Source organism: Streptomyces sp. MMCC 100 (genome assembly GCF_041538145.2).
GTDB lineage: Bacteria > Actinomycetota > Actinomycetes > Streptomycetales > Streptomycetaceae > Streptomyces.
Genome location: NZ_JBGORK020000001.1, coordinates 1,442,466 through 1,456,955 on the forward strand (window position 1 = coordinate 1,442,466; position 14,490 = coordinate 1,456,955).

The window sequence follows — 14,490 nt, forward strand, 5'->3', positions numbered from 1 at the left end:
CAACGCGGCCGGGATCAGACCTGGCCGGCCTTCTCCAGCGCCGTGCAGCAGGTGTCGACGAGCAGACGCGTCACGACGTACGGGTCGACGTTGGCGTTGGGACGGCGGTCCTCGATGTAGCCCTTGCCGTCCTTCTCGACCTGCCACGGGATGCGCACCGAGGCGCCGCGGTCGGAGACGCCGTAGGAGTACTCGTTCCACGGGGCGGTCTCGTGCAGGCCGGTGAGGCGGTCGTCGATGCCGGCGCCGTAGTTCTTGACGTGGTCCATGGGCTTGGAGCCCTCACCGAGCGACTCGCAGGCGGTGATGATCGCGTCGTAACCCTCGCGCATCGCCTTGGTGGAGAAGTTGGTGTGCGCGCCCGCGCCGTTCCAGTCGCCCTTGACCGGCTTGGGGTCGAGGGTGGCGGAGACCTGGAAGTCCTCGGCCGTGCGGTAGAGCAGCCAGCGGGCCACCCACAGCTGGTCGGAGACCTCCAGCGGGGACAGCGGGCCGACCTGGAACTCCCACTGGCCGGGCATGACCTCGGCGTTGATGCCGGAGATGCCGAGACCGGCCTTCAGGCAGTTCTCCAGGTGCGCCTCGACGACGTCGCGGCCGAAGATCTCGTCCGAGCCGACACCGCAGTAGTAGCCGCCCTGCGCGGCCGGGAAGCCGCCCTCGGGGAAGCCGAGCGGGCGGGCGCCCTTGAAGAAGGTGTACTCCTGCTCGATGCCGAAGACCGGCTCCTGCGCGGCGAAGCGCTCGGACAGCGCGGCCAGTTCGGCGCGGGTGTTGCTCGGGTGCGGCGTCATGTCCGTGTCGAGGACCTCGCACAGCACCAGGATGTCGTCGCCGCCGCGGATCGGGTCGGGGCAGGAGAAGACCGGCTTGAGCACGCAGTCCGAGGAGTTGCCCTCGGCCTGGTTGGTGGAGGAGCCGTCGAAGCCCCAGACCGGCAGGGCGTCCGGGCCGGCGGGGGCGTCCGTGATGATCTTCGTCTTGGAACGGAGCTTGGCCGTCGGCTCGGTGCCGTCGATCCAGATGTACTCGGCCTTGAAGGTCACGGGGCCACATCCTTCGGGGTGGGTCTCGGCGCACGTGCGGGTGCGGCGGCGCGGGGGCGGCAGGGGTGCCGCGTCTACTGCCGTGCAGCGTGCCAACGGGCGATTTCCCGACCGTTGCCCGTATGTGAACCCCGTGTTACCTGCGGTCGTTGTGGTGAGGCTCACCCCCCTCGTCCTCGGCCGCCTCCCGCACGCCGGTCAGGAAGCCCCTGATCGCCGCCAGTTCCCGCTCGTCGTATCCGCGCAGCAGCTCCACCGACCGCCCGATCAGCGGTCCGAAGTGGGACCAGCCCAGCGTGACGGCCCGCTCGTCCACCTCGACGGTGACCCTGCGCCGGTCCCGTCCGTCACGCACCCGCCGCACATGCCCTGCCCGCTCCAGCCGGTCGACCAGCGCCGTCGTCCCCGCGGAGTTCAGCCCGAGCGCGGCGCCCAGGCGCCCGGCGGTCATCGCCTCGTCCACGCGTGCGGCGTCCATGAGCGCGATGAGCGCACGGACGTCGGTGGGGTGCATGCCGTTGCGCCGCGCGAACCGCGCGCTGTGCGCGCCCAGTTCGACGGTGACCGCGCGCAGCAGGTGGACGATCTCCATCTCCCGCTGCGTCTGCGTCGCCCGCTGTGTCTCCCTCTCCGTCCCGCTCTCGCTCTCCGGTCCCCGGTCGGACATGTGGGCGCTCCCTCGACGGTCTTCTCGCTCGACAAGTATCTCGCTGGGCGAGATACTAACGGGGACGCAGGGAACAGGGGAACAAGAGAGACAGGGGGCACCGCTCATGAGCGCTCGCGGTCCGTACGACGCCGGCCGTTTCCACGACGCCTACGACAAGGTCATGGCCAAGTGGCCCGCGGTGACCGAGGCGGTGACCGTGCCCACCCCCTTCGGCGAGACGCACGTCAACGTGACCGGCCCGGCCGACGGCCGCCCCCTCGTCCTGCTGCCGGGCGGCGGTGCGGCGACCTCCGCGTCCTGGTACGCCCAGGCCGCCGAGCTGTCCCGCACCCACCGCGTCCACGCCGTCGACCTGGTCGGCGCCCCCGGCCGCAGCACCCCGGCCGACGACCGCCACCCCCGTACGGTCGCCGACCTCACCGGTTGGCTGGACGCGCTCCTCGACGGCCTCGGCATCGCGGAGACCGACCTCGGCGGGCACTCCTTCGGTGCCTGGATCGCCCTGCATTACGCCTTGCACGCGCCCGACCGGGTACGCCGCCTGTTCCTCCTGGACCCGACCCGGTGCTTCGCCGGGTTCAAGGCGGCCTACCTGCTGCACGCGCTGCCGATGCTGCTGCGCCCCACGCCCCGCCGGGTCCGCGCCTTCCTGGACTGGGAGACCGGCGCGACCCCGCTCGACGCCGACTGGCTCGCCCTCCAGGAGGCCGCCGCCGGCTTCCCGGAGCGCAGGCCGGTCACCGGACCGGGCCCGGCCCCGAAGGCACTGCGCGGACTGGACGTACCGGTCCTGCTGCTCCTGGCCGGGAACAGCAGGACCCACGACCCCGCCGAGGTGGCGGCCCGGGCCCGGACCCTGCTGCCGCGCGTGGAGGCGGCCGTCCTGCCGGACGTGTCCCACCACGCGCTGCCGCAGTCCGCGCCGCCCGGACTGGCCCGCCGCCTCGGCGACTTCCTCACCGCACCGGCCGGCTGAGCCTCAGCCGACCTTCTCGATCAGCGCCCGCCGGATCAGGAACTTGCCCTCCTCCCGGACCTGTTCGAACGCCGCGTTGTTGAGCAGCGCGCAGCTTCCCGAGACCGAGTTCACCTCCACGGTCGTGGACTTGTCGTTGTCGAGGTTGGTCACCCTGAGCTTGGTGCCCACCGGGAACCGGTCGCTGGAGGCGCCGGGCGCGCCGCCCTCGCCGGAGAGGGTGACGGTGGAGCCGGCACAGACCTGCCCCCCGGCCTGCGCGGCGCCCCCGGCCTGGTCACCGGCCTGGCCGCCCGCTTGGTCCCCGGCCTGGTCACCCGCCTGGTCACCCGCTTGGTCCCCGGCCTGTTGCCCGGCGTCCTGGCCGGTGTCCTGACCCGCCTCCTGACCCGCCTCCTGCCCGGCCTGCGGCGGCTGCGCGGCCTGGGAGTCCTGAGCCGACTCCCCCACCGCGCAGCCGGACGCCGCCTGCTTGCGCTCGATCTCCGCGACGACGGCCTCACGGTTCTCGATCCGGGCCTCGGACTGCGCGTCGGGATCGGCCCGCTGGCCCTCGATGAACCGCTGGTTGTTGCCGAGCGCGGTGGCCAGGCCCTGGCAGACGCCCGCGTCCTGGGCGGCCTTCGTCCGGGCGTCCTGGGCGGGCTGCGCGGCGTTCGACGCGTTCGCCATGACGAAGGCGCCGCCGCCCGCCACGGTGGCGGCGCCCACCAGTAGCGCGATCTTCTTCTTCGTACCGAGAGTTCTCCTGCGCGACATGCGCGCCTCCTGAAGAGGTAGGGGAGCGTACGCCGCTATGTACGAGATACCGAACGGAGTTGCTCAGCGGTCGAGTCGACGCGCGCACGTAACCTGCGTCACACGCCCCTACGGCTCTTTCAGCCTTCCTCGTACGCCACCACGTTGTCGTCGACGTACTGGAGCAGACCCTCCGTCTGCCGGGTGAGGTCCGCTTCCCGCGCCTCCGACCCGTCGCCCCACTGGCCGTTCGCGAACACCACGGACCGTACGGTCATCAGCCGCCGGAAGACGCCGGCCGACCCGGGTGGCACCGTCGGCAGCCCCGCTGAGGGCGGCGGATCGAGCGACACGGTCTGGTAGGTCACCGGGTCCATGGAGGCCATGGCGAACACCGTCCCGGCGTCCTCCGCGCGCACGAAGCTCGCCACCGTCACGGACACCTGCGAGCGCCGCTCGGCGTCCGTGAACAGGGCCGTGGTGAGCCGCGAGCAGCCCTGGCCCTGGTCGACCAGGGCGGCCAGTTCCTGCGACATGCCCCGGGCGCAGTCGGTGGTCGTGGCGAGGTCGACGCGCTCGTACCGGGAGCCGTCGGACAGGCGCACGGCCGTCTCCGGGAAGGCCTGCTCGGGCCGTACGACCGGCCGCGCGAGCAGCGACGGCAGGTCGGAGGGGGCGTCGGAGGGCAGGGTGCCGGTCACCGAGGGGACGGCGGCGGGCGTCACGGCCGCCGTGGTGCCCGGCGCGGCGGGCGACGCGGCCGGGCCGTCGTCGCCGCCCGTGTACATCAGCGCGCCGCCGGCGACGGCCGCGACGAGGACGACGCCCGTCACCGCGATCACCGCCGGCCGGATGCGGCGGCCGCGTGCGCGGTGCTGCTCGGCGGGCCAGGGGGCCGGGGTCGCCGAGGGGGCGTACGGACCGTACTGCTCGGGCGGCTGCTGCTGTCCGTACGGCTGTTGCTGTCCGTACGGCGTGGGCTGTCCGTACGGCGTGGGCTGTCCGTACGGCGTGGACTGCCCGTAGTGCGGTCCTTGATCATCGTGGGTCATGGCGGCGCAGGGTAACAGCGTGGACCGCCCCGAGTCGCGGCGCGCGACAATTCACCCGCTACCGGGACAGAGCGTCCCGAACCGCGTCATCGGTGCGGCCCACCACGGCCGTTCCGTCGTCCGCCGTGATGATCGGGCGCTGGATCAGCTTGGGGTGTTCGGCGAGCGCGGTGACCCAGCGGCCGCGTGACGCCTCGTCACGGGGCCAGTCCTTCAGGCCCAGTTCCTTGGCGGCCGCTTCCTGGGTGCGGGTGATGTCCCACGGTTCGAGCCCGAGCCGGGTGAGCACCTCGCGGATCTCGTCCGCGCTCGGCACGTCCTCCAGATAGCGGCGGACGGTGTAGTCGGCCCCCTCCGCGTCGAGCAGACTGATGGCGCTGCGGCACTTCGAACAGGCCGGATTGATCCAGATCTCCATGCCGCACACGGTAGCCGGAGGGGTGCGAAAACTCGTTCACCACGTGGGCCACAGCGGCCTCGAAAGGCCTTGTGGGCAGGGGCTTTTGTCAGTGGGGGGCGGTAAAATAGAAGCAGTGTTCGAGGGTGTCGCCGGGAGGTCCGGACGGCGCCCTGACCGCGACAGGAGGATGCCCGTGCCCGCTGCCGCACTGAAGCCGAAGCCGTTGCCCACCCAGTCCACCGCCAAGCGGCCCGTCCTGCTCGACCTGCCGTACGAACCCGTGGAGAAGCGTCCGCTGCCGGCGGGCCGCCCCCGCGAGTGGTACGTCACGCACAACCGCCGGCTCAAGGCGATGCGGCTCGCCATCGCCCTGCTGGACTCCGGCGTCTACCTGCCCAACCAGGCGCGCAACGAGAGGATACGGAGCGCTGCGCTGGCCATCGGGGTTCACCCGCCGTCGGACACCACGTGCCACATGGTGCGGGCGTTGATGCGGTACTCGCGGTGAGCGGGGCGCAGGGCGCCGTTCGTTCTGCGGTGCCCTGCGCTCGTGTTGCCGTCCCTGGGGGCTGCCGTCCCTGGGGGCTGCTGTCCCTGGGGGCCGCCGCCCCCGGACCCCCGCTTTCGGCCCGAACGGCCTCGTCCTCGATCGCCGGACGGGCTGAAGAGCACCGCCCGGCGTTGGAAGGCCTGCCTACGCAGACAACTCCCGCTCCAGCGGCGTCCGGAACCGGGGCGTGATCCGGGTCGTGCCCACCCAGGACGACAGGCGTTCCGCCTCCGCCCCGATCGCGGTCTCGGCGTCGCGGCCGATGTCCTCGCCGGCCGGCAGTCGCCAGACGATCTCGCCGTCGGCGCGTTGGGCCCAGCCGCCGATCACGCGGCCGTTCCACCACACCGTCGGGCCGACGTTGCCGCTGCGGTCGAAGAGCATCGGCCGCAGCTCGGGGGCGAGATACCAGTCCCGCTGCTGCCAGCCCATCGCCGTCGGGTCCAGGGCGGGCAGCAGCGCCGCCCACGGCTCGGCCGGCCCGGCGACCGGGCCGGCGTCACCGGCGACGACGTACCCCGTGCCCTCGTCCAGTGAGACCGCCTCCGCGCCGATCGCGGTCAGCGCCCGGCGCACCTCCGTCACCCGCCACCCGGTCCACCACTTGAGGTCGTCCTCGGTCGCCGGACCGCATGCCGCCAGCCAGCGCCGCAGCAGCTCGGCCTGCGCCTCGCCCGGGTCCAGCTCGGGATGCTCGGGCGCCGGTGCCCAGCGGAACTGGCTGGACGTCCACGAGCCCAGCGGCCGGCCCCGCACCACCTTGCCCTCGACGCCCAGCACCTTCAGCAGGCGGCCGGAGACGGTGTGCACGCCCTCGTAGCTCTTCCCGGCCGCGTAGACGAACTGCTCCTTCAGGCGCGGCTCGTCGCGGGCCAGTTCGGCCGCCGTGGCCTGGCCGCGCCGGGCCAGCGCGGCCAGCGCCGACTCCTCGACCTCCGTCAGCCAGGCGGCGTCCGGGGCCCCGGCCTCCGCCATGTTCTTGAGCAGCCTGGCCCGCTCCCGGGCGGCGACGGTGCGGCCGGTGGAGGCGTGCACGACCGCCGTCAGCTCCGTCGGGAACACGAACACGGTGTGCCGCATGCCGTGCATCCGGACCAGCGTCCCGTCCTCGTACAGTGCCCGCTCCGTCTCGCCCACGGTCTTCGCCGCGTCCGCCAGCCGCGCGCCCACGGCCAGGTGCACCGCCGCCGGGTCCGTGCCGTGCAGCGCGACCAGGGACCCGGCGACCTCCTCCGGACTCCCCGCCCGCGCGGCCCCCACCAGCCGCTGCCGCAGGGCCAGCCGGTCCCGCCGCTCGGCCGCCTCGATGTGTCGTCGTCCGCCGTCACCCATGCAGGCCCTCCGCCCGTCCGTACGTCCGCAGCGTCCCAGGTACCGGTACGCGTCCTCGGTGTGGCCATCGTGCACGACACCACTGACAGGCGGGGCCCCGGCGGTCAGAGTCCGGGCGCTCCCCACACGGGGAACCAGCGGCCCAGGTCGCCCTCCACCGGCAGTTCGTCGGCGAGCACCGCCCGTATCCGCAGCTCCAGCGCGTTGTCCCGCTGCCGCCGTTCGCCGGGCAGGGGCGCGAAGGGGTAGAACGTGCCGCGCTTGTAGAGGTAGACCAGGGCGAGCCGCCGGCCGTCGTCGTTCGCGAAACCGGCCAGGGAGCACAGCAGCCGCGGGCCGAAACCGCCCGCCTCCAGGGTGCTGTTCACCGCGTGCAGGTCGTTCACCAGCTGCGACAGCTCGCCGGGGGAGCGCCGGGAGACGAGCCAGGAGTAGCCGTAGGAGTCGTGGGTCAGCTCCACCGGGGTGCGGCCGGCGTCCGCGTCCAGCAGGGCGCGGATCTCGCGGTGCGTACGCTCGAAGGCGGCGCCCTCGACCGTCGCGAAGCACACCGCCCCCTGCCCGGTCGGCCGGAAGCCGGCCGCGGCCTCCAGGCCCACCGCCGCCGAGGGCAGTGCGAAGAGCCGGTCGAGATCGGGCCCCACCGCCCTGGACCGGCCGAGCAGGATGTCCAGCAGTCCCATGCCCCTGTGTCCGTCCTTCCCGCGACTTCCCGCGTCTCAGGCCTTGCCGGGGGCCGTCGCCTCGCCCAGCTCGGTGGAGATGCGGCCCAGCTGGTCGAGCCGCTGCTCCAGGCTGGGGTGGGTGGCGAAGAACCGGCCGAGGCCGGGGTCGCTGCCGAAGGCCGGAGTGAAGTAGAAGGCGTTGAAGGCCTGTGCCGTGCGCAGGTCCTTGGTCGGGATGCGCGCGATGTCGCCGGTGACCTTGGTGAGGGCCGCCGCCAGGGCCGAGGGGCGCCCGGTGAGCAGGGCCGCGGCCCGGTCGGCCGCCAGCTCCCGGTACCGGGACAGGGCCCGGATCAGCAGGAAGCTGAGCGCGTACACGGCGGCCGAGACGCCCATCACCACGGCCAGGACGGCCATCGTGTTCTGGTCCCGGCGCCCACCGAAGAGCTGGGAGTAGAAGGCGAACCGCACGATCAGCCCCGCGATCACGCCGAGGAACGACGCCACCGTGATCACCGCGACGTCCTTGTGCGCCACGTGCGACAGCTCGTGCGCGAGCACGCCCTCCAGCTCCGCGGGCTCCAGCCGCCGCAGCAGCCCGGTGGTGACACAGACCACCGCGTTGTCCGGATTGCGGCCGGTCGCGAACGCGTTCGGCATCTCCATCTCCGACACCGCGACCACCGGTTTCGGCATGTCCGCCATCGCCGCCAGCCGGTCCACCACCCCGTGCAGCTCCGGATACTCGTCCCGCTCCACGACCCGGCCGCGCATCGCGAACAGCGCGATCCGGTCGGAGAACCAGTACTGCGCCCCGAACACCGCCGCCACGATCACCACGACCAGTACCCAGGACTTCAGCAGCGCGATCAGCGCGGCAATGAAGCCCACGTACAACAGGCCGAGCAGGAACAGGGTGATCCCCATGCGCACGGTCAACCGCCGGTCACTCCGGAAGCGGCTCTGCATCTGCGTCACCTCACAGTCGGGCACTCGTCCCGCTGTCCAGTGTGCACCCGGCGCGGGCTCCTAGTAGGGCGCCCGGAAGTTGATGTAGCCCAGCAGCACGATCACCGCGGCCACGCAGCCGAGCACCACGGCGGTGGACACCCACGACGACCGGCGCCCGGAGCCCACGTGGTCGGGGTCGGCGCGGAAGGGGACCGGCCCGGGAGGGTTCTCCTTCCAGCGCGCGGCGAGCATCCGGGCCCGCGCGGAGGGCTCTTTGTGCTCGGCACCGTCCGCCCACTTCAGGTCGTACTCGCGCTCCTCGTCGTCCCGTTCCGGCATCTCCGGCACTCTCCCCGTCCCCCTGACTCGAACAACCGTGTCAGTAGACATGATCCCGGCATGCCCCCACCCTGTGAAGTGTTTTCGGCCACGCACGACGGCGCCCCCGCTCTCCGGGAAGAGGGACGGGGGCGCCGGACGGGCCGGGTGTGACCGGTCGATCACACGTCGAAGTACATCTCGAACTCGTGCGGGTGCGGACGCAGCTGCAGCGGGGCGATCTCGTTGGCGCGCTTGAAGTCGATCCACGTCTCGATCAGGTCCGGCGTGAACACGTCGCCCTGGAGGAGGAACTCGTGGTCGGCCTCCAGGCGGTCGAGGACCGCGCCGAGGGAGGTCGGGACCTGTGCCACGTTCGCGTGCTCCTCGGGAGCCAGCTCGTAGAGGTCCTTGTCGATCGGCTCGGCCGGCTCGATCTTGTTCTTGATGCCGTCCAGACCCGCGAGCAGCAGGGCCGAGAAGGCCAGGTACGGGTTGCCGGAGGCGTCCGGGGCGCGGAACTCGACGCGCTTGGCCTTCGGGTTCGAGCCCGTGATCGGGATGCGCATCGCGGCGGAGCGGTTGCGCTGCGAGTACACCAGGTTCACCGGCGCCTCGAAGCCCGGCACCAGGCGGTGGTAGGAGTTCACCGTCGGGTTGGTGAAGGCCAGCAGCGACGGGGCGTGCCTGAGGATGCCGCCGATGTAGTAGCGGGCGGTGTCCGAGAGGCCCGCGTAGCCCTGCTCGTCGTAGAAGAGGGGCTCGCCGTTCGTCCACAGCGACTGGTGGACGTGCATGCCCGAGCCGTTGTCGCCGAAGATCGGCTTCGGCATGAAGGTCGCCGTCTTGCCGTTCTTCCAGGCCACGTTCTTCACGATGTACTTGAAGAGCTGGAGGTCGTCGGCGGCGGCGAGCAGCGTGTTGAACTTGTAGTTGATCTCGGCCTGGCCGGCGGTGCCCACCTCGTGGTGCTGGCGCTCGACCTTCAGGCCGGACCGCTCCAGCTCCAGGGAGATCTCGGCGCGCAGGTCGGCGAAGTGGTCGACCGGCGGGACCGGGAAGTAGCCGCCCTTGTAACGGACCTTGTAACCGCGGTTGTCCTCCAGGGCACCGGTGTTCCAGGCGCCGGCCTCGGAGTCGATGTGGTAGAAGGACTCGTTCGCGCTGGTGGCGAAGCGGACGGAGTCGAAGACGTAGAACTCGGCCTCCGGACCGAAGAACGCCGTGTCGGCGATGCCCGTGGACGCCAGGTACGCCTCGGCCTTCTTCGCCACGTTCCGCGGGTCGCGGGAGTACTGCTCGCCCGTGATCGGGTCGTGGATGAAGAAGTTGATGTTGAGCGTCTTGTCCCGGCGGAACGGGTCGACGCGCGCGGTGGACAGGTCGGGGCGCAGGGCCATGTCCGACTCGTGGATGGCCTGGAAGCCGCGGATCGAGGATCCGTCGAAGGCCTGCTCGTCGTCGGGGTCGAACGCCTCGGCGGGCAACGTGAAGTGCTGCATGACGCCCGGCAGGTCGCAGAACCGGACATCGACGAACTTGACGTCCTCGTCCGCGATGAACTTCTTGACGTCGTCGGCGTTCTGGAACATCCAGCTCCTCCTACTCCCGACCGTCCCGCCGGGGTGGTAGATCGTTCGTGCGGCCAGTGCGGGTGGCCCACGCTTCCTCGACCCTAGGGACGGGTGATTTCTCGGGCGTGACCCATTTGTTTCGCAGAAGTTAACCGGCTCCCTGCCCAGCCTAGGCCGGATCGGGGCCCCTCACACCCCACCGTTCTCGGTACGTACAGGGGCGCAGTACCGTGGTCGGGTGGACAACAGGCAAGCAATCGGCTCGTGGCTCTCCGGTCCCCGCGCGGCCATCGAAGAGGCCGGCGCCGATCTCGGATACCGCGGCGAGCAGCTCGGTCTGCCCGAGGAGGGACCGGGTTCGATCGCCCGTCCGGGCAGGCGGCTCGGCGCGCTGGCCGTCGACTGGGCCCTGTGCTCCCTGATCGCATACGGCCTGATCACGGGCAGCTACGGGCAGACGGCGAGCAACTGGGCCCTGCTGATCTTCTTCGTGCTGAGCGTGCTGACCGTCGGCACGGTCGGCTCCACGCCGGGCAAGCGCCTCTTCGGCCTGCGGGTCGTGGACCTCGCCACCGGTCACCCCAGCCCGCTGCGCGCCCTGCTGCGCTCGGTCCTGCTGTGCCTCGCGCTCCCGGCGCTGATCTGGGACCGCGACGGCCGGGGCCTGCACGACCGGCTGGCACGCACCGTGGAAGTCCGGATCTGACCCACGCGCGGCACGACGCCGGTAGGACGACCGGTACGGCGAGACGCCGGTACGACGACGCCGGTACGACGAACGGTACGGCGATGGGGGCGGCCCGAGTGGATCGGGCCGCCCCCATCGCCGTACCGGCGTTTCGGAGTTCTGCGGGTCAGCGCTGCCTGGGGTTGCCGCCCCGGGGCATCCGCATGCCCTTCGGCATCGGGCCCTTGGGCAGCGGCATGTTGCTCATCAGGTCGCCCAGGGCACGCAGTCGGTCGTTGGTCACGGTGACCTGCGGGCCGCTCAGGACGCGGGGGAGCTTGAGCATGGTCGTGCGCAGCTTCTTCAGCTCGACCTGGCCCTCGCCGGTGCCCACGACCAGGTCGTGCACGGGCACGTCCGAGACGATGCGGTTCATCTTCTTCTTCTCGGCCGCGAGCAGGGACTTCACCCGGTTCGGGTTGCCCTCCGCGACCAGCACGATGCCGGCCTTGCCGACCGCGCGGTGCACCACGTCCTGGTTGCGGTTCATCGCCACCGCGGGGGTCGTCGTCCAGCCCCGGCCGATGTTGTCCAGTACGGCCGCCGCCGCGCCCGGCTGTCCCTCCATCTGGCCGAAGGCCGCCCGCTCGGCCCGGCGCCCGAAGACGATCGCCGTCGCGAGGAAGGCGAGCAGCAGGCCCAGGATGCCGAGATAGATGGGGTGACCGATCAAGAAACCGATCCCGAGGAGGACACCGAAGACGACGATGCCGACACCCGCGAGCACAAGACCGATCTTCTTGTCGGCCTTGCGGGTCATCTTGTAGGTCAGAGCGATCTGCTTCAGTCGCCCGGGATTCGCAGCGTCCGCTGCAGGTTCCTTCCTCGCCATGGCACGAAGTCTACGTGCCCCCGAAAGCGCCGACGACGGCAGTGCCCGGCGGGGGAGGCGGGACGGCGGCCGGGGCGCGCCCACGGGCGCGGTCGGGTGCGAGGTCAGGGGCGGCCGGCGACGGACTGCCGCAGCGCGCGCTCCGTCTCGATCCGGTCCTTGGCGCGGCGGCGGTCCTCGAGGACGGAGTTCCACGCGTTGCGCCGGGCGGTGCGCTGGCCGCCGCTCATCAGCAGCGACTCGACGGCCCGCAGGGCGGTGGTGAACGACGGGATGGCGGTGGCGCGGACGGCGGTGGCGCGAACGGGCGCGGCCTGCATCGTGGAGGTCCCCCCTCGGTACGGCTCCGGGTACGGAGACGGGTGTACGCGGTGGTGTACGTGCTGTGATTCCAGGGTCACTGATTGGTGTTACCAGGACGTGACCCGCCGGTCAAACGCACATGAAGCCGCGTTGCCGGGCCCTGGAACGGACGCGCGGCCCCGACCGGTGCCCTCATCAGCGAGGACGGTCGGGGCCGCGGCAACTCGGCCATTACTGGCCAGTAGTGACTTGTGCGGGAATTCACACGGTGGCGGACCGGCGCTGCTCCATGGCCATTCCGTAGAGCCGTCCCGCCCGGTACGAGGACCGCACCAGCGGGCCCGACATCACGCCGGAGAAGCCGATCTGCTCGGCTTCCTCCTTCAGCTCGACGAACTCCTGCGGCTTGACCCAGCGCTCCACCGGGTGGTGGCGCACGGACGGGCGCAGATACTGCGTGATGGTGATCAGCTCGCAGCCGGCCTCGTGCAGCTGCTTCAGCGCCTCGCTGATCTCCTCGCGGGTCTCGCCCATGCCGAGGATCAGGTTCGACTTGGTGACCAGGCCGTAGTCGCGGGCGTCCGTGATGACCTTCAGGGAGCGCTCGTAGCGGAAGCCGGGGCGGATGCGCTTGAAGATCCGCGGGACCGTCTCGACGTTGTGCGCGAAGACCTCGGGGCGGGAGTCGAAGACCTCCCGGAGGAGCTCCGGGACCGCGTTGAAGTCGGGGGCCAGCAGCTCGACCTTGGTGCGGCCGGTCTCGCGATCGGCGGTCTGCTGGTGGATCTGGCGCACCGTCTCCGCGTACAGCCAGGCGCCTCCGTCGGGGAGGTCGTCGCGCGCGACGCCGGTGATGGTGGCGTAGTTCAGGTCCATCGTGACCACGGACTCGCCGACCCGGCGGGGCTCGTCGCGGTCGAGCGCCTCGGGCTTGCCCGTGTCGATCTGGCAGAAGTCACAGCGACGGGTGCACTGGTCGCCGCCGATGAGGAAGGTCGCCTCGCGGTCCTCCCAGCACTCGTAGATGTTGGGACAGCCGGCTTCCTGGCAGACCGTGTGCAGGCCCTCGCTCTTCACGAGGTTCTGCATCTTGGTGTACTCGGGGCCCATTTTCGCCCGGGTCTTGATCCACTCGGGCTTGCGCTCGATGGGGGTCTGGCTGTTGCGGACCTCCAGGCGCAGCATCTTGCGTCCGTCGGGTGCGACTGCGGACACGACCGGCTCCCTAGCGTTTGATTCTTCGGCGCCTTTAAGCGTACGCCCGTGGATTTGAATGCCCGGCGAGGGTGCTGGCCTCTGGGGGCTGCCGCCCCCAGGCCCCCGCTCCGGCCCTGAACGGGCCTTGTCCTCAAACGCCGGACGGGCTGGATTCATGCCGGTGTCTTCTCGATGACCCGGGGCTTGAGTTCCGCGTTCTCCAGGACGTCCCGGAGGTGGCGTTCGGCCACCGGGAGGACCTCGTCGATGGTCACGTCGCGGCCGAGTTCGTTCGCCAGGGAGGCGACGCCCGCGTCGCGGATGCCGCAGGGGATGATCTTGTCGAACCACTTGTTGTCGGGGTTCACGTTCAGTGCGAACCCGTGCATCGTGACGCCCTTGGCGACCCGGATGCCGATCGCGGCGATCTTGCGGTCCTCGCGGCGCTGGCCCGCGTTGGACGGGGCGTACTCGGGGCCGTTGAGCCGGGGGTCGAACTCGTCGTCGGTCAGCCGGGGGTCGAAGTCCAGGGAGAGTCCCCCGAGCGCCGGGCGATGCTCGACCGGGTCGCCGAGAACCCAGACGCCGCTGCGGCCCTCGACCCGGGTGGTCTCCAGGCCGAACTCCGCGCAGGTGCGGATCAGGGCCTCCTCCAGGCGGCGGACGTGGGCCACCACGTCGACGGGGCGCGGCAGCTTCTGGATCGGGTAGCCCACCAGCTGGCCCGGACCGTGCCAGGTGATCTTGCCGCCGCGGTCCACGTCGATGACCGGCGTGCCGTCCAGCGGGCGCTCGCTCTCCTCGGTGCGCCGGCCGGCGGTGTAGACCGGCGGGTGTTCGAGGAGCAGCACGGTGTCGGGGACCTCGTCGACGAACCGCGCGGCGTGCACCCGGCGCTGTTCGTCCCACGCCTCCTGGTACTCGACGCGTTCGGCACCGAACCCCATCCGGACGAAGCGCAGCTCACTCACGGCACGTGCCTCCCTGCAAGGTCGTAAGGCACGAAGCGTGCCCACGCCACTGTACGACCGCCCGCGCGTCGTCAGCCGGGCGGGCAATCCTCACACGATCGGATGAATGCCGGGCGAATTGTGCGATCGGGTGCTTACTCTCCGCTACATTCACGCCTTCACGAGGCCATAAGGGCTGCTCACAAGCG

General features: G+C 71.3%; 17 protein-coding genes. 3 read left to right on the forward strand and 14 right to left on the reverse strand.

Features of this window, described 5'->3' with window-relative positions; genetic code table 11:
- Positions 1–14 precede the first annotated feature (14 nt).
- A complete protein-coding gene (gene glnII, locus ABS735_RS06630; RefSeq protein ID WP_373901904.1) occupies positions 15–1,046 on the reverse strand; it encodes a glutamine synthetase in 1,032 nt (343 codons plus the stop codon).
- 136 nt (positions 1,047–1,182) lie between these two features.
- Positions 1,183–1,638, reverse strand: coding sequence for a MarR family transcriptional regulator (locus tag ABS735_RS06635; protein WP_373902320.1), 456 nt, complete (start codon positions 1,636–1,638; stop codon positions 1,183–1,185).
- Positions 1,639–1,819: 181 nt separating this feature from the next.
- Here ABS735_RS06635 and ABS735_RS06640 point away from each other — a divergent pair, with 181 nt between their 5' ends.
- Positions 1,820–2,692 carry an alpha/beta fold hydrolase gene (locus tag ABS735_RS06640; RefSeq protein ID WP_373901905.1) on the forward strand — a complete coding sequence of 291 codons (873 nt, stop codon included), beginning with the start codon at positions 1,820–1,822 and terminating at the stop codon, positions 2,690–2,692.
- Positions 2,693–2,695: 3 nt separating this feature from the next.
- On the opposite strand, the gene ABS735_RS06645 is transcribed toward ABS735_RS06640, so the two are convergent.
- From ABS735_RS06645 to ABS735_RS06655, 3 genes are all read right to left on the reverse strand, one after another.
- Positions 2,696–3,451 (reverse strand): RlpA-like double-psi beta-barrel domain-containing protein, encoded by a 756-nt coding sequence (locus ABS735_RS06645; protein WP_373901906.1) that lies wholly within the window; start codon positions 3,449–3,451, stop codon positions 2,696–2,698.
- Positions 3,452–3,570: 119 nt separating this feature from the next.
- On the reverse strand, positions 3,571–4,482 hold the full coding sequence (locus ABS735_RS06650) for a hypothetical protein (protein ID WP_373901907.1): 912 nt from the start codon (positions 4,480–4,482) through the stop codon (positions 3,571–3,573).
- Positions 4,483–4,540: 58 nt separating this feature from the next.
- Positions 4,541–4,900 (reverse strand): arsenate reductase family protein, encoded by a 360-nt coding sequence (locus ABS735_RS06655; RefSeq protein ID WP_373901908.1) that lies wholly within the window; start codon positions 4,898–4,900, stop codon positions 4,541–4,543.
- A 175-nt stretch (positions 4,901–5,075) separates the two neighbouring features.
- Here ABS735_RS06655 and ABS735_RS06660 point away from each other — a divergent pair, with 175 nt between their 5' ends.
- A complete protein-coding gene (locus ABS735_RS06660; RefSeq protein WP_373901909.1) occupies positions 5,076–5,390 on the forward strand; it encodes a hypothetical protein in 315 nt (104 codons plus the stop codon).
- 186 nt (positions 5,391–5,576) lie between these two features.
- On the opposite strand, the gene ABS735_RS06665 is transcribed toward ABS735_RS06660, so the two are convergent.
- The 5 genes from ABS735_RS06665 to glnA form a co-directional block, all read right to left on the reverse strand.
- Positions 5,577–6,764, reverse strand: coding sequence for a winged helix DNA-binding domain-containing protein (locus ABS735_RS06665; RefSeq protein ID WP_373901910.1), 1,188 nt, complete (start codon positions 6,762–6,764; stop codon positions 5,577–5,579).
- Positions 6,765–6,868: 104 nt separating this feature from the next.
- Positions 6,869–7,447, reverse strand: coding sequence for a PspA-associated protein PspAB (pspAB, locus tag ABS735_RS06670; RefSeq protein WP_373901911.1), 579 nt, complete (start codon positions 7,445–7,447; stop codon positions 6,869–6,871).
- A 36-nt stretch (positions 7,448–7,483) separates the two neighbouring features.
- A complete protein-coding gene (htpX, locus tag ABS735_RS06675) occupies positions 7,484–8,398 on the reverse strand; it encodes a zinc metalloprotease HtpX (protein WP_373901912.1) in 915 nt (304 codons plus the stop codon).
- A 60-nt stretch (positions 8,399–8,458) separates the two neighbouring features.
- Entirely contained in the window at positions 8,459–8,719 is a 261-nt protein-coding gene (locus ABS735_RS06680; RefSeq protein WP_373901913.1) for an SCO2583/SCO2584 N-terminal domain-containing protein, read from the reverse strand.
- A 161-nt stretch (positions 8,720–8,880) separates the two neighbouring features.
- Positions 8,881–10,290: a type I glutamate--ammonia ligase gene (glnA, locus tag ABS735_RS06685; RefSeq protein ID WP_373901914.1), complete on the reverse strand. Its 1,410-nt coding sequence runs from the start codon at positions 10,288–10,290 to the stop codon at positions 8,881–8,883.
- A gap of 220 nt (positions 10,291–10,510) precedes the next feature.
- On the opposite strand from glnA, the gene ABS735_RS06690 reads away from it, so the two are divergent.
- A complete protein-coding gene (locus ABS735_RS06690) occupies positions 10,511–10,978 on the forward strand; it encodes an RDD family protein (protein ID WP_373901915.1) in 468 nt (155 codons plus the stop codon).
- 148 nt (positions 10,979–11,126) lie between these two features.
- On the opposite strand, the gene ABS735_RS06695 is transcribed toward ABS735_RS06690, so the two are convergent.
- The 4 genes from ABS735_RS06695 to lipB form a co-directional block, all read right to left on the reverse strand.
- Positions 11,127–11,831 carry a DUF4191 domain-containing protein gene (locus tag ABS735_RS06695; RefSeq protein ID WP_373901916.1) on the reverse strand — a complete coding sequence of 235 codons (705 nt, stop codon included), beginning with the start codon at positions 11,829–11,831 and terminating at the stop codon, positions 11,127–11,129.
- 104 nt (positions 11,832–11,935) lie between these two features.
- Positions 11,936–12,151 carry an SCO2195 family GlnR-regulated protein gene (locus tag ABS735_RS06700; RefSeq protein ID WP_373901917.1) on the reverse strand — a complete coding sequence of 72 codons (216 nt, stop codon included), beginning with the start codon at positions 12,149–12,151 and terminating at the stop codon, positions 11,936–11,938.
- Positions 12,152–12,395: 244 nt separating this feature from the next.
- Positions 12,396–13,349 (reverse strand): lipoyl synthase, encoded by a 954-nt coding sequence (gene lipA / locus ABS735_RS06705; protein WP_373901918.1) that lies wholly within the window; start codon positions 13,347–13,349, stop codon positions 12,396–12,398.
- Between the two features lie 155 nt (positions 13,350–13,504).
- Positions 13,505–14,302 carry a lipoyl(octanoyl) transferase LipB gene (gene lipB, locus ABS735_RS06710; protein WP_373901919.1) on the reverse strand — a complete coding sequence of 266 codons (798 nt, stop codon included), beginning with the start codon at positions 14,300–14,302 and terminating at the stop codon, positions 13,505–13,507.
- Positions 14,303–14,490 lie beyond the last annotated feature (188 nt).